This is a genomic window from Pseudomonas sp. NPDC090752 (assembly GCF_055584805.1).
Window position 1 is genome coordinate 264,957 of the sequence record NZ_JBVJLI010000001.1, and the last position, 13,888, is coordinate 278,844.

General features: G+C 61.9%; 11 protein-coding genes. 3 read left to right on the top strand and 8 right to left on the bottom strand.

Annotation, left to right across the window (positions count from 1 at the left end; genetic code table 11):
• The first annotated feature begins 54 nt into the window (after window positions 1–54).
• Window positions 55–3,600 (top strand): type VI secretion system membrane subunit TssM, encoded by a 3,546-nt coding sequence (gene tssM / locus ACZ6YA_RS01060; protein ID WP_465894884.1) that lies wholly within the window; start codon window positions 55–57, stop codon window positions 3,598–3,600.
• Window positions 3,601–3,637: 37 nt separating this feature from the next.
• Here tssM and ACZ6YA_RS01065 read toward each other — a convergent pair whose 3' ends face one another.
• On the bottom strand, window positions 3,638–4,153 hold the full coding sequence (locus ACZ6YA_RS01065; protein ID WP_465894886.1) for a DUF4880 domain-containing protein: 516 nt from the start codon (window positions 4,151–4,153) through the stop codon (window positions 3,638–3,640).
• Window positions 4,154–4,592: 439 nt separating this feature from the next.
• Window positions 4,593–4,904: a DUF6124 family protein gene (locus ACZ6YA_RS01070; protein WP_465894887.1), complete on the bottom strand. Its 312-nt coding sequence runs from the start codon at window positions 4,902–4,904 to the stop codon at window positions 4,593–4,595.
• A gap of 88 nt (window positions 4,905–4,992) precedes the next feature.
• Here ACZ6YA_RS01070 and ACZ6YA_RS01075 point away from each other — a divergent pair, with 88 nt between their 5' ends.
• Window positions 4,993–5,700 (top strand): S24 family peptidase, encoded by a 708-nt coding sequence (locus ACZ6YA_RS01075; RefSeq protein WP_465894889.1) that lies wholly within the window; start codon window positions 4,993–4,995, stop codon window positions 5,698–5,700.
• A 34-nt stretch (window positions 5,701–5,734) separates the two neighbouring features.
• Here the strand turns inward: ACZ6YA_RS01075 and ACZ6YA_RS01080 are convergent, their stop codons facing one another.
• From ACZ6YA_RS01080 to ACZ6YA_RS01095, 4 genes are read right to left on the bottom strand one after another with little or no spacing between them, the layout of a single operon-like run.
• Window positions 5,735–7,687: an acetyl/propionyl/methylcrotonyl-CoA carboxylase subunit alpha gene (locus ACZ6YA_RS01080; protein ID WP_465894890.1), complete on the bottom strand. Its 1,953-nt coding sequence runs from the start codon at window positions 7,685–7,687 to the stop codon at window positions 5,735–5,737.
• Window positions 7,684–8,499 (bottom strand): gamma-carboxygeranoyl-CoA hydratase, encoded by an 816-nt coding sequence (locus tag ACZ6YA_RS01085; RefSeq protein ID WP_465894891.1) that lies wholly within the window; start codon window positions 8,497–8,499, stop codon window positions 7,684–7,686. The genes ACZ6YA_RS01080 and ACZ6YA_RS01085 overlap by 4 nt, the downstream gene beginning before the upstream one ends.
• 3 nt (window positions 8,500–8,502) lie before the next feature.
• Entirely contained in the window at window positions 8,503–10,110 is a 1,608-nt protein-coding gene (locus tag ACZ6YA_RS01090; RefSeq protein WP_465894893.1) for a carboxyl transferase domain-containing protein, read from the bottom strand.
• A gap of 19 nt (window positions 10,111–10,129) precedes the next feature.
• Window positions 10,130–11,293: an isovaleryl-CoA dehydrogenase gene (locus tag ACZ6YA_RS01095; RefSeq protein ID WP_465894894.1), complete on the bottom strand. Its 1,164-nt coding sequence runs from the start codon at window positions 11,291–11,293 to the stop codon at window positions 10,130–10,132.
• A gap of 324 nt (window positions 11,294–11,617) precedes the next feature.
• Here ACZ6YA_RS01095 and ACZ6YA_RS01100 point away from each other — a divergent pair, with 324 nt between their 5' ends.
• A complete protein-coding gene (locus ACZ6YA_RS01100; RefSeq protein ID WP_465894895.1) occupies window positions 11,618–13,300 on the top strand; it encodes an AMP-binding protein in 1,683 nt (560 codons plus the stop codon).
• 54 nt (window positions 13,301–13,354) lie between these two features.
• Here ACZ6YA_RS01100 and ACZ6YA_RS01105 read toward each other — a convergent pair whose 3' ends face one another.
• Complete coding sequence (locus ACZ6YA_RS01105) at window positions 13,355–13,594, bottom strand: hypothetical protein (protein ID WP_465894896.1); 240 nt, start codon at window positions 13,592–13,594, stop codon at window positions 13,355–13,357.
• A gap of 93 nt (window positions 13,595–13,687) precedes the next feature.
• On the bottom strand, window positions 13,688–13,849 hold the full coding sequence (locus tag ACZ6YA_RS01110; RefSeq protein WP_340622900.1) for a hypothetical protein: 162 nt from the start codon (window positions 13,847–13,849) through the stop codon (window positions 13,688–13,690).
• Window positions 13,850–13,888: the final 39 nt, after the last annotated feature.

Below are 13,888 nucleotides of genomic sequence, written 5' to 3' on the forward strand. Positions count from 1 at the left end.
TATGTCGAATTGCGCCGAGCGTAGCAGTGCGCTAAGCAACTAAGCAGGGCAATGATGAACAAACTTCGGATTTTTCTGAGGACCTGGGCGCCGCTCATTCCTCTGCGGGCCAGCACCTTCATGCCGCTCACAATGGGCGTCATTCTGACCCTGATGCTGATCGCCATCTGGTGGCTTGGTCCTCAATGGGCCTGGGGTGACTACCGCCCGCTGGCCCGTGTGGAGGTGCGTACGGTCGCCACCTTGTTGCTTGTCATAGTGCCCATGCTTTGCGCTTTGCTCGTACTGCGCGCGCGCTTTCGACGGCTAAAGTTCGAGCGCGACGAGGCTGCCGGCATTGAAGCTGATCCAGGCCTCAAATATGTGCGCGATCAGCAGCGGGCCCTAGATCGACAGCTTGCACGCTTTCTAGACCATGCAGGCGGCCGGCGGGCGTTGTATCAGATGCCGTTTTATCTGGTGCTCGGCTCAACGGGAGCAGGCAAGAGCAGCCTCGTCGAGCGCTCCGGTCAGTGCCTCTCCCTGACCCATATCGACAAAACCCAGGCGCTTTGCCGGCAGGAGGATGTATCCGCCTATGCGGTCGATTGGTGGGTAAATGACAATGCAGTAATTATCGACCCACCCGGGGAATTTATTACCCATGGGGGGGGCTTCGGAGAGGTCAGCGCGGACGATCCGGCAAGGCCGGCCCTGCCGGCAGGTACTCAAGCCAAGCTCTGGATGCACCTGCTGCATTGGCTCGCGCTCAACCGCAAGCAGAGGCCGCTCAATGGTTTGGTGTTAGTGGTCGACCTCGCAGCAATCCTACATGCTTCGCCGGAAGACCGTGCGGCACTGGCGCACCTGCTTCGCGCACGCCTGTACGAGTTAAGCAGTGAACTGGGCATGCGCCTGCCGCTTCATGTCGTGCTGAGCAAGCTTGATTTGCTCACTGGCTTCGAGCAGGTGTTCGGCAAACTGAGTAGCGAAGCGCGCGAGCGCGTTTTTGGTTTCAGCTTCCCATTGCATACAAACGGCACTACCGAGACGTGGTTCGACCAAGCCGCCAGTCAATACGACCTGATGATCGATCGTGTGCAGCAGCATGCCAGTGATCGGATGGGTGATGCCCTCGACCAGGACCAGAGAGATCGCCTGTTGTCGTTGCCAGCTCAACTGGTAGGGTTGCGCCCGGCGCTGCTGGGTTTCCTGCAAGAAACGTTGGCAAGTGACCGACTCCGAGGGCCGGCGCTGATGCGAGGCATTTATCTGACTTCGGTAGTGCAGCAAGGGGATGCCTGCAATGCATTCGTCCGGCAGGCTGCTCAGCCCTATGGCACACCTCTGCCGGCTGGAGAAAGCAGGCGGCGGGGCACGGACGTCTATTTCGCCCAGCAGCTGTTTCAACGCGTGGTTTATCCAGAGGCGGAATTAGCTGGCGATAATCAAAAAATTACTGACTACAAACACCGGCGGCTGTGGATTGGTAGCGGGATCAGCGTGCTGGCGGTTGCGGTCGCGGGTGCCAGCCTGCACCGCTTTTTCGACATCAACCAAGACAACACCAGTAGCGTTCTGGTCAAGAGCCAAGCTTTCAGCGCGGGTGAATTCGACGAGCAACTCGACCCAACCGGGCGCAACCTGCTGGTACCGTTGCAACAGATCCGTGATGCGGTATCGGTGTTCGGCGACTACCGCTTGGCATGGCCAGGCGTGGCCGAGGCCGGTCTCTATCAAGGCCGAGCCATTGGACCAAGAGTCGATGAGGCTTACCTGAGCCTTTTGTCTCGGCGCTTTCTACCGGCCTTGGCCAGTGGTCTGGTAGACGCCATGGAGGCCGCTGCGCCGGGCAGTGAACAGCAGATGGCGCCGCTGAGGATCTTCCGCATGCTCGAGGAACGGCAATACCGGCGCGCGCCATGGGTGGAGGCCTGGATGGCGCGTGAGTGGCAAATCGCGTTTCCTGGCGAGGGGCAGGTTCAGCGTGACCTGATGCGCCATCTTCAATATGCCCTCAAGTATGCAGATGCCGATTTGCAGGCGTTTCATGCCCGCGTGGCAGAGGTCCAACAGAACCTGCGCACGACTCCCTACCCGCAACGGTTGTATGCCAGCCTCAAGCAAGAATCGGAGTTAGTGCTGCAGGCCGGTCTGGATCTGCGCCAGCACGTGGGTCCAGCTTTTGACCTCATCTATTCGGGCAGCCAAGAAAATCGGCTGGGGCCTTTGTTGACGGCAAAGGGTTTCAATGAGTTCTTCGAGCCACGCAGCCAGCAGCTGAGCGAAGTGGCTATGGTCGATCAGTGGGCATTGGGGGAGCGGTCGCAACCCGACTTTTCGAAAGACCGCGCTGTGCTGAATGAGCGACTGTATGACCTCTACAGCGCTGACTACATCGCAAGTTGGCATCGGGCGTTGCAGCAGCTCTTCGTGACCGAGTTTCATTCCTTGGACCATGGCGTTGAAGTGCTGGCGCAGATCACGGGTCCTGCAGCACCGTTGCGTCGCCTTCTGGAGACTGTGCGCGAGAATACCGTCATCCCACCTCTGCCTACTCCGATTGAGGGCGGCCTGCTAAAGACAGACCGTTCAGCAGATATTCGTCTTTCCTTCGCCGGCTTGAACGCGTTGCTTGATAAGCAGGGAGAGCGGCCCAGTCACTACGATGAGATCCTCACGGCCATCAAGGCGGTGCAGGATTACTCAATGGCCGTTCAGGAAGAGCCGGAGCGGGGGGCGGCGGTACTCGAAGCGGTCGTTCAGCGTTTTTCCAGCAAAGGGGCCGACCCCATTACCACGCTGCAACGGGTCGCAGGCGATCTGCCAGAACCGATTCGCCAACAGATTTCGACAATTGCCGAGCAAATGGCCCATGTCATGTTGATCGAAGCGTTACAAGAGCTGGAGCTTCGCTGGCAAGCCGACGTTTACAGCTTCTTCGAGCAGCGCTTGGCAGGACGTTACCCGTTCACGGCGCAACCGTCCGATGCCTCGCTGGAGGATTTTGAAGCCTTCTTCGGCCCTGAAGGGAAATTACAGCAATTTCGCAACGACTACCTGAATGCGTTTCTGAGGGAAAACTCAGCGGCGCGAGCTATGAATTATCTAGGCGGTTCGCTTATAAGCGATGAGGTAAGAGAGCAATTGCAGGCGGCTGCTGGTATCCGCGAAACCTTCTTCGATAACCGCGGTAACCTCAGCGTGCAGTTCAGCATCGAGCCGTTAGGCCTGAGTACCAACCAGCGCACCAGCTTGCTGGAACTGAATGGACAGCAAATTGCCTACACCAGCGGGTCTCGGCAGAGAGTAAGCATCATCTGGCCAAGTCAGCAGCATCAACGCAGTACATTGACGCTGCTTCGACGCAGCGGCCAAATGAGCACCTTGGAATACCGTGGCCCTTGGTCGCTGTTCCGCTTGCTCAGTCGTGGCGGGCTCAATGGCCGTACTGCCACCAGTGTGGACCTCAGCTTCACAGTCGGGGATGGAGCGGTACGCTACAAGGTGAGCTCGGAGAAGGCTTACAACCCAATTACCCAGCAACCCTTCAAGGGTTTCGAGCTGCCGTTCAATCTCATTGATGATTCCGCTTCGAACGGGTTGCAGGCTTGGCGATAAGCCCGTCAGGCGGCTGCAGCTAGCAGGCTGATCTTACTTACGCCCACAAGCCAAAAAGCAACAGTGCTGCAACCCCCAACCCCACAGCAATCGAACACCCGCCCAACGAAAGCGCCGCACGCCCTTGCCGATACCAACCATCTTGCCCCAACTCACGCGCCGGCGCCAACAAACTGCGCCAACGCAGTTCGGTGTCATGAAAGGCCTGCAGGTGTGCCGGGTCAGCATCCAGCCAACGGCGAAAGTCGATACGTTCGCAGGAGGTCACCTCAGGGCTCTGCAGCCGCACATACCATTGCCCGGCAACACTGGCCAAGGGATCGCCCTGTGGACGTGCCGCTTGCAGCGCTTGGTTCATGTGCCGTTCGATGCTCAACAAGGGCAAATCCAGCCTGCGGGCGATGCTGGCGAAATCTAGCTGGTCGAGGCGGTTGAGCAGGAACACTTGCTGAACCCGGCGCGGCAAGCGCTTGAGCCCATGCCGCAGGGCATCCTCGGCGTCATGGCCGGCAGCAGGCGTTGGGTGCTCAAGGGGCAGCAGCAGGCGGCTCATGGACGGCTCCTTGCTCAAGAGGGGGAGGGATGGGGGCATCTTCCTTGATGCGGAACCAGAGTAGGAGAAACGAGATTGATTCTCAAGTGCTGATTCCGCAAAGTTTTGTAATGAGCGTTCACGCTCTGACACACTTTTGCTATCATCGCCGCCATCAACGATCTTCATTAGCCTGAAGAGCCAAAAAAAAGACCCGGCAAAAAGCCGGGTCAAAAACCGTGATTAGCCTGATGAGGAGATAATCTGAGAGCGACCTAAGCTTTCAGGTTATCCAGCTGATCTCGCGACCAGCTGAGTGCAATAATAATCGTTATCATTTGCCAGTCAAATGATATTTCTCTTATCCGGTAAAAAACTTTTACCGGAGCGCTTCCTTGTCCCGGCAATCGGGGCCTCTGCCGTTACCCGGCCATCACGTCTCTCCTCTGCTCTATACCCTCTACACTTCGGTTTGCGCGGCGCGCTTGTGCTCCAGCAGGGCCCTGGCCATGTCCATCATGTGCATCAGTGCGAAGGTCAGTTCGCGCTGGGTGCCTTCCTGGTGGCTGGCTGTCTCATGGGCCGTGGCGGCGGCGCAGCGCAGCAGGGCGATGGCGTGCTGCTGGGCCTGCTCGCTGCTGACGCCGTCGTGCAAGGTCCAGATGCGGTTGTGCTCGCTGGGGCGGGTGGGGTTGGGGTTGAGGTAATAGTCGAGGGCGCGGCGGGCTGCTTCGCTGTCGAGTTCTGTTTCGTCGTTTTTCGGTGGTTTCATCCTGATACCTGCGCATGCCAATAGGAAAAAGGTCCGCGTTGATTTTAATACCTAAAGTATTTTGTGGCCTTCGGATAAATAATACTGAATGTTTATTGAGCGCCGGAGGGCAGTCCGTATCGTGCCAGCGATGAATATGGATAAATGGATTGCCCTCGTCCGTGACCGGATGGAGGAGCTCGATATCTCCCAGGAGCAGCTCGCCGAACGCGTTGGGGTTTCCCAAGGCAGCGTGGGGCACTGGGTGAACAAGCGGCGCCAGCCCAAGGTCGATTCGATGAACCGGGTGTTCGTCGAACTGGGCATGCCGCATTACCACGTCAGCCTGCAGTTGCGCGTGCTTGGCCAAGTGGGTGAGGAGAGCGCCCGGTACGAAATGGACGATGCGGATGACGCCATCGACCTGATGCAGTACATCGTGTGCTTTCGCTATCCATTGCTGGCCTGGGATCGCTTGGGTATTTGCGAAACCGAAGAGCCCGTTGTCTACGAGCAGACCGAGTACCTGGCACAGGGCAAGGCGTTCTGGCTGACCGTGGAAAACGATGCAATGAGCACGGCCAGCGGCCGTAGCGTGCCGCAAGGGATGCGTATTCTGGTGGACCCAGGGCTGGAGGCCGAGCCAGGGCGACTGGTGATTGCGCGCCAGCCCGGAAAATCAGCGATCCTGCGCGAGCTGGCCGAAGAGGGCGGGCAGCGGTATCTGAAGGCGCTGAACAGCAGCTATCCAGCCCTGGTGTGCGAAGAAGGGTGTGAGTTTCTAGGCGTGGTCGTGCGGGTGCACGGCATCGTCTGAAGCTGAGGGGCCGGTCCGCGGCCCCCCGTTTCTATCATTCAACCAGTTCGACCAGCACCGTCCCTTCGCTGACCATATCCCCTTCTTGGCAGAACAAGGCCTTCACCGTGCCGCCATGCGGTGCGCGGATGCTGTGCTCCATCTTCATGGCTTCCAGCACCACCAGCGCCGTTCCGGCTTCCACGGCCTGGCCCGGCTCGACCAGCACGCGCACGATGCTGCCATTCATCGGCGCTCCCAGCCCGCCCTGATGGCTGTGGCTGGCTTCGGCTTCGGCGATCGGGTCGAAGGCCTCGACCGCATGCATATCGCCATCCCAGCGCAAGAACAGCGTACTTCCCCGGCGTATCGCCAGATAACCTCGACGCACGCCAGCGGCATCCACGTTCAGGTGTTCGCCGTCCAGGTGCCAAATGGATGCAGCGTGATGCTCAAGGGCAATCGCCTGGCTTTCGCCACCACTGCGCAAGTGCAGGCTGCTGTGCGCCGGCATGCCCAGGCGCAAGCCGCTGCGCTCAGCCCAGGGCGAGCAGCTGTCGTCGTTACGCTGATGCGGTGGCTGGCCTTGCAACCACGCCTCACCTGCGGCTTGCCAGAAGCCTGCGGGCAATGCTTGTGGTGCTGGCAGTAAGACATCCTGATGACGCGGGATAAAGCCGGTATCCAGTTCAGCCGCCGCAAATGCCGGATGGGCAAGGATGCGCCGCAGGAAGGCGATATTGGTTTTCAGCCCGCCGATGGCGAACTCATCGAGCATCGCCAGCAAACGCAGGCGCGCCTGTTCACGGTTGTCGCCCCAGGCAATCAGCTTGCCAAGCATCGGGTCGTAGAACGGCGACACCTCATCTCCTTCGCAGACCCCACTGTCCACCCGGCGGCCTTCGCCAGGCGCCGACTCGCGGTACAGCGCCAGGGTACCGGTGGCCGGCAGGAATTCATTGGCCGGGTCTTCGGCGTACAGGCGCACTTCGATGGCATGGCCGATCAGCGGCACCTGCTCCTGGGTGATCGGCAGCGGGTCGCCACAGGCGACGCGGATCTGCCAGGCCACCAGGTCGAGGCCGGTGATGGCTTCGGTGACCGGGTGCTCCACTTGCAGGCGGGTGTTCATCTCCATGAAGAAGAATTCGCCACGGGCGTCGAGTAGAAACTCGACCGTGCCAGCGCCGACATAACCAATCGCTTGTGCGGCGCGCACCGCCGCTTCGCCCATGGCACGGCGCAGTTCTGCCGAGAGCCCAGGTGCTGGCGCTTCCTCCACCACCTTCTGGTGGCGGCGCTGGATCGAGCAGTCACGCTCGTTGAGGTACAGGCAGTGGCCGTGCTGGTCGGCGAACACCTGGATTTCCACGTGACGCGGCTTGAGCACGTACTTTTCCACGAGCATCCGCGCATCGCCAAACGACGACTGCGCCTCACGCTGGGCCGAGGCAAGGGCGTCGGCCAGCTGGCTTTCGTCCTCGACCACTTTCATGCCCTTGCCGCCACCGCCGGCGCTGGCCTTGAGCAGCACCGGGTAGCCGATACGCTCGGCAGCGGCGCGGAAGGTTTCCAGGTCCTGGGCTTCGCCGTGATAACCGGGCACCAGAGGAACGCCGGCTGCTTCCATCAGCGCCTTGGCGGCCGACTTGCTGCCCATGGCATCGATGGCGCTGGCCGGTGGGCCGAGGAAGATCAGCCCGGCTTGTTCGATGGCGCGGGCGAAACCTGCGTTCTCGGAGAGAAAACCATAACCTGGGTGAATGGCCTGGGCGCCGCTGGCCTTGGCCGCTGCGAGCAACTTTTCGACGACCAGGTAGCTGTCGGCGGCCTTGCTGCCGCCCAGGTCGACACGGATATCCGCTTCGCGGCTGTGGCGGGCATCGCGGTCGGTGGCGCTGTGCACCGCCACGGTGGTCAGGCCCATGGCCTTGGCGGTGCGCATCACCCGGCAGGCGATTTCGCCGCGGTTGGCGACCAACAGGGTGGTCAGTGTGGGGCGGCTCATGGGCGCGGCTCCTTCTTGGGTTCGGTTTGCCAGGCGGGGCGGCGCTTTTCCAGGGAGGCGCGCAGGCCTTCCTGGCCTTCGGCACTGACGCGAATCCGGGCAATGGCGTTTTCGCAGTAGCGGCGCAGGGCCGGGCTGAGCTCGCCGTCGTCGACTTCGCGCAGCAGGTCCTTGGTGGCGCGCAGCGCTTGCGGGCTGTTCTGCAGCAAGTTGTCCACCCAGGCCTCGACCTGTGCTTCCAGTTCACCGGCCGGGTATACCTCGGCCAGCAAGCCCAGTTCACGGGCGCGCACGCCGCTGAAACGCTCGGCAGTCAGGGCATAGCGGCGCGCAGCACGTTCGCCGATGGCCTTGACCACGAACGGGCTGATCACCGCCGGGGCCAGGCCGATACGCACTTCCGACAGGCACAGCTGTGCGTCTTCGGCGCCGATGGCCATGTCGCAGCAGCTGATCAGCCCCAGTGCGCCGCCAAAGGCAGCGCCTTGCACCACGGCCAGGGTCGGCACCTTGGAGCGGTGCAGGGCATACATCAGCTCGCCCAGTTCGCGGGCATCATCCAGGTTGGTATTGAAGTCCAGTTGCGCCGATTGCTGCATCCAGGCCAGGTCGGCGCCGGCACTGAAATGCCGGCCGCGACCACGCAGCAGTAAAAAGCGCAGGCTGGCGTCATCTGCCAGTTGATCAAGGGCGACGATCAGTTCGCGGATCATCTGCGCGTTGAAGGCGTTGTTCTTGTCTTCGCGGCTCAGCCACAGGGTGGCGAAGCCGCGTGGGTCGCGCGACACTTCGAGGGTGCTGAAATCGCTCATGGGTCACATCCGGAAAATGCCGAAGCGGCTCTGTTCGATTGGCGCATTGAGCGCGGCGGACAACGCCAGGCCAAGCACGTCGCGGGTCTGCGCCGGGTCGATGACGCCGTCGTCCCACAGCCGGGCGCTGGAGTAGTAGGGGTGGCCCTGGTGTTCGTACTGGTCGAGGATCGGCTGTTTGAGTCGGGCTTCATCCTCGGCGCTGAAGGCTTGGCCGCTGCGTTCGCTCTGCTCGCGCTTGACCTGTGCCAGCACCCCGGCCGCCTGCTCGGCGCCCATCACGCCAATCCGCGCGTTGGGCCACATCCATAGGAAGCGGGGGTCGTAGGCGCGGCCGCACATGCCGTAGTTGCCGGCGCCGAAGCTGCCGCCGATGATCACCGTGAACTTCGGCACCTGGGCGCAGGCCACCGCCGTCACCAGCTTGGCGCCGTGCTTGGCGATGCCGCCCTCTTCGTATTTTTTACCGACCATGAAACCCGTGATGTTCTGCAGGAACAGCAGTGGGATGCCACGCTGGCAGGCCAGCTCGATGAAGTGCGCGCCTTTCTGCGCGGCTTCGGCAAAGAGGATGCCGTTATTGGCCAGAATGGCCACCGGATAACCGTGTAAATGCGCGAAGCCGCACACCAGGGTGGTGCCGAACAACGCCTTGAACTCATCGAACACCGAGCCATCGGCCAGACGCGCGATCACCTCGCGCACATCGAACGGCTGCTTGGCGTCGGCCGGCACCACGCCATACAGCTCTTCGGCGCCATACAGCGGCGCGACCGGGGCCTGGCGCTGCAGCTTGCCGAGCTTGTGCCAGTTGAGGTTGGCGACACTGCGCCGAGCCAGGGCCAGGGCGTGTTCGTCATTGTCGGCATAGTGGTCGGCCACGCCGCTGGTGCGGCAGTGCACATCGGCGCCGCCGAGGTCTTCGGCGCTCACCACCTCACCGGTGGCGGCCTTCACCAGCGGCGGGCCGGCGAGGAAGATGGTCGCCTGCTGGCGCACCATGATGGCTTCGTCGGCCATCGCCGGCACATAGGCGCCGCCTGCGGTGCACGAGCCCATCACCACGGCAATTTGCGGGATGCCCAGCGCGCTCATGTTGGCCTGATTGAAGAAGATCCGCCCGAAATGTTCGCGGTCGGGGAACACTTCATCCTGGCGCGGCAGGTTGGCGCCGCCGGAGTCCACCAGGTAGATGCACGGCAGGCGGTTCTGCAGGGCGATGGTTTGCGCGCGCAGGTGTTTTTTCACCGTCAGCGGGTAGTAAGAGCCGCCTTTGACCGTGGCGTCGTTGGCCACGATCATGCATTCCACGCCTTCGACCCGGCCGATGCCGGCGATTACACCCGCGGCGGGCACGTCTTCGCCGTACACCGCATGGGCGGCCAGCTGGCCAATTTCGAGGAAGGGAGAACCTGCATCGAGCAGGCGGTTTATCCGTTCACGTGGCAGCAGCTTGCCACGCGAGGTGTGCCGCTCCTGGGCTTTGTGCCCGCCGCCCTGGGCCACCTGGGCGAGCAGGCCGCGCAGGGCCTGGACCTGTTCGAGCATGGCCGCGCTGTTGCCGGCGAACTCCGCCGAACGCGGGTTGATCTGGGTGTGCAAGGTAGCCATGTGCGCCTGTCCCTTCTGCTCAGCGGGTTTCGTTGAACAGTTCGCGGCCAATCAGCATCCGGCGGATTTCGCTGGTGCCGGCGCCGATTTCATACAGCTTGGCGTCGCGCAGCAGGCGGCCAGCCGGGAATTCGTTGATGTAGCCGTTGCCGCCGAGAATCTGGATCGCTTCCAGGGCCATCTGCGTGGCGCGCTCGGCGGTGTAGAGAATCACCCCGGCAGCGTCCTTGCGGGTGGTCTCGCCACGGTCGCAGGCCTGGGCCACGGCGTACAGGTAGGCGCGGCTGGCGTTGAGCTGGGTGTACATGTCGGCGATCTTGCCCTGGATCAGCTGGAACTCGCCGATGCTCTGGCCGAACTGTTTGCGGTCGTGGATGTAGGGCACCACCAGGTCCATGCAGCTTTGCATGATGCCGGTCGGGCCGCCGGAGAGGACCACGCGTTCGTAGTCCAGGCCGCTCATCAGCACACGCACGCCGCCGTTGAGCTGGCCGAGGATGTTCTCTTGCGGCACTTCGACGTCATCGAAGAACAGCTCGCAGGTGTTGGAGCCGCGCATGCCCAGCTTGTCGAACTTGTTGCTGCGGCTGAAGCCCTTCCAGTCGCGCTCGACGATGAACGCCGTGATGCCGTGGGCGCCCTTGTCCAGGTCGGTCTTGGCGTAGATCACGTAGGTGTTGGCATCGGGGCCGTTGGTGATCCAGGTCTTGCTGCCGTTGAGCACGTAGCGGTCACCGCGTTTTTCGGCGCGCAATTTCATCGACACAACGTCGGAGCCGGCGTTGGGTTCGCTCATGGCCAGGGCGCCGATGTGTTCGCCGCTGATCAGCTTGGGCAGGTATTTCAGCTTCTGTTCATGGGTGCCGTTGCGGTTGATCTGGTTGACGCACAGGTTGGAGTGAGCGCCGTACGAGAGGGCCACCGAGGCCGAACCGCGGCTGATCTCCTCCATCGACACCACGTGGGCCAGGTAGCCCAGGCCGGCACCGCCGTACTCCTCGGAAACGGTGATACCGAGCAGGCCCATATCGCCGAACTTGCGCCACATGTCGGCGGGGAACAGGTTGTCGTGGTCGATCTGTGCGGCGCGTGGCGCCAGTTCGGCGGCGACGAAGGTGCGCACCTGGTCACGGAGCATGTCGATGGTTTCGCCCAGGGCGAAGTTCAGGGAGGGGTAATGCATGGGAGGGCACCTTCTTGTTCTTGAAATGTGGGTAATACCGTAGCTCATGGATCGGTCGCCGAACCCTGTGGGAGCGGGCTTGCCCGCGAAGGCGTCAGCAGGACCACCGTCATTGCCTGAGTGATCACATTCGCGGGCAAGCCCGCTCCCACAGGGATCGGTGTCAAGCCTGAAGATCGGTGTTGTTCATCACCTTTACGTTAACGTAAACCTGGCGCTTGATACTGTCAATCCACTCATCACCTTTACGTAAACGTAAATCTGCGCCAGAGTATTTGTCGCTTGCTTCAGCCGTGCCCAGAACAACCACAAGAAGGGACACCCATGAGTCAACCCAGCTACACCCGAGGTCGTCAGGACCACCCCTTGCTGACCCTGACCGTCGGCCAGGCCTTCGATGCCACCGTGGCCCGTTTTCCCGACCGCGAAGCGCTGGTGGTGCGCCACCAGGGCGTGCGCTATACCTGGCAGCAGTTGGCCGATCAGGTCGATGCCCATGCTCGCGCCTTGATGGCCTTGGGCGTGACTACCGGCGAGCGGGTCGGCATCTGGGCGCCCAACTGCGCCCAGTGGTGCATTCTGCAGTTGGCCAGTGCGCAGGTCGGCGCGATTCTGGTGAACATCAACCCGGCCTACCGGGTCAGCGAGCTGGAGTACGTGCTGCGCCAGTCCGGCTGCCGCTGGCTGGTGTGCGCCGACGCCTTCAAGACGTCCGATTACCACGCGATGGTGCAGGAACTGGTGCCGGAGCTGGCGACCGCAGCCTTGGGCGAGCTGGATAGCGAGCGCCTACCCGAATTGCGCGGGGTGATCAGCCTGGCTGCCCGGCCGCCGCTCGGTTTCCTGCCCTGGCAAGCCCTGGCCGAGCGGGCAGGGCAGATTCCGGTCGAGGCTTACAGCGCGCGCCAGCGCAGTCTGCAGTTCGACCAGCCGGTGAACATCCAGTACACCTCCGGCACCACCGGCGCGCCCAAGGGGGCCACGCTCAGCCACTACAACATCCTCAACAACGGCTTCATGGTTGGCGAGAGCCTGGGCCTGAGCTGCACCGACCGCATGGTGATTCCGGTACCGCTGTACCACTGCTTCGGCATGGTCATGGCCAACCTCGGCTGCATCACTCATGGCAGCACCATGATCTACCCCAACGACGCCTTCGACGCCGAACTTACCCTGCGCGCCGTCGCCGAAGAGCGCGCCAGTATTCTCTACGGCGTGCCGACCATGTTCATCGCCATGCTCGACCACCCGTCACGCCAGCTGCTGGACCTCTCGACCCTGCGCAGCGGCATCATGGCCGGCGCCACCTGCCCGATCGAGGTGATGCGCCGGGTCATCGACCAGATGCACATGGCCGAAGTGCAGATCGCCTACGGCATGACCGAAACCAGCCCGGTATCGTTGCAAACCGGACCAGATGACGACTTGGAACTGCGCGTCACCACCGTCGGCAGTACTCAGCCGCAGCTGGAAACCAAGCTGGTGGACGCCGAGGGCTGCATCGTTGCGCGTGGCGAAATCGGGGAGCTGTGCACCCGTGGCTACAGTGTGATGCTCGGCTACTGGAACAACCCCCAGGCCACGGCGGACGCCATCGACCCGGCCGGCTGGATGCATACGGGCGACCTCGCGGTGATGGACGAGCAGGGGCATGTACGAATTGTCGGGCGCAACAAGGACATGATCATTCGGGGTGGGGAAAACATCTATCCGCGTGAGCTGGAGGAGTTCTTCTACACCCACCCGGCGGTGGCCGATGCGCAGGTGATCGGGATTCCCTGCAGCAGATACGGCGAGGAAGTAGTCGCGTGGATCAAGCTGCATCCCGGCCATAACGCCACGGCCGAAGAGTTGCAAGGCTGGTGTAAGGCCCGAATTGCGCATTACAAAGTACCGCGGCACTTTCGCTTCGTCGACGAATTTCCAATGACGGTGACGGGGAAAGTACAGAAGTTCAGGATGCGGGAGATCTGTGTGGCGGAACTGGCCACCGATTCATCCAATTGATGCGTGGAACTTGCTGCTTTCTTCGCGGGTAAACCTGTCAAGGGAGCAGCCGCATCAGCGAGGCTTCAGCGCCTGAGCAAGTTCATCAGCCAACTCGCCAACCGTTCGGAAATCGCGCTCCAGGCAGATACCATGGCTGAACTCCAGCCATCTCAGGGCGAACTCGCATTTGTCTTTGTCCATATGCGCAAGCCGACTACCAGGAGACGGATCGACCACACCGGCGTTCTGGAAACAGTCGATCACATGCCGTTCAAGTGCCTCGCGTTTCCACTTTGCTTCGATGTCCAGCATGCTGAGTGCCCCTGGTATCGTTTAGGAGCACCCATCATCAGCACAACCAGCCGGCCCGACTACTAGCAGAATTACCAGTAGCCTCGTCTACTCTTAAGCCTTCACCGGTGGCTCCTGGTTCGGCGGATCACCTACCGTCGGCGGCATGGTCGGCTTGATCGGCAGCTCGTCCGGGTCTTCTTCCGGCACGGGCGGCGGCAGGCTGGGGTCGTCGATGTTCGGGTCGGGTGTCTCCGGTGGAATGGGAATGTTCATGGCCTGACCTCGCGGGGTAAATGAGAGGGTGGTGCAGGC

Bases quoted from the DNA above. Each gene is read 5' to 3' on its own strand.
- ACZ6YA_RS01110 (WP_340622900.1), bottom strand. From the start codon at position 13,849: ATGAACATTCCCATTCCACCGGAGACACCCGACCCGAACATCGACGAC.
- ACZ6YA_RS01100 (WP_465894895.1), top strand. From the start codon at position 11,618: ATGAGTCAACCCAGCTACACCCGAGGTCGTCAGGACCACCCCTTGCTG.
- tssM (WP_465894884.1), top strand. From the start codon at position 55: ATGAACAAACTTCGGATTTTTCTGAGGACCTGGGCGCCGCTCATTCCT.
- ACZ6YA_RS01080 (WP_465894890.1), bottom strand. From the start codon at position 7,687: ATGAGCCGCCCCACACTGACCACCCTGTTGGTCGCCAACCGCGGCGAA.
- ACZ6YA_RS01075 (WP_465894889.1), top strand. From the start codon at position 4,993: ATGTTTATTGAGCGCCGGAGGGCAGTCCGTATCGTGCCAGCGATGAAT.
- ACZ6YA_RS01070 (WP_465894887.1), bottom strand. From the start codon at position 4,904: ATGAAACCACCGAAAAACGACGAAACAGAACTCGACAGCGAAGCAGCC.
- ACZ6YA_RS01065 (WP_465894886.1), bottom strand. From the start codon at position 4,153: ATGAGCCGCCTGCTGCTGCCCCTTGAGCACCCAACGCCTGCTGCCGGC.
- ACZ6YA_RS01090 (WP_465894893.1), bottom strand. From the start codon at position 10,110: ATGGCTACCTTGCACACCCAGATCAACCCGCGTTCGGCGGAGTTCGCC.
- ACZ6YA_RS01085 (WP_465894891.1), bottom strand. From the start codon at position 8,499: ATGAGCGATTTCAGCACCCTCGAAGTGTCGCGCGACCCACGCGGCTTC.
- ACZ6YA_RS01095 (WP_465894894.1), bottom strand. From the start codon at position 11,293: ATGCATTACCCCTCCCTGAACTTCGCCCTGGGCGAAACCATCGACATG.
- ACZ6YA_RS01105 (WP_465894896.1), bottom strand. From the start codon at position 13,594: ATGCTGGACATCGAAGCAAAGTGGAAACGCGAGGCACTTGAACGGCAT.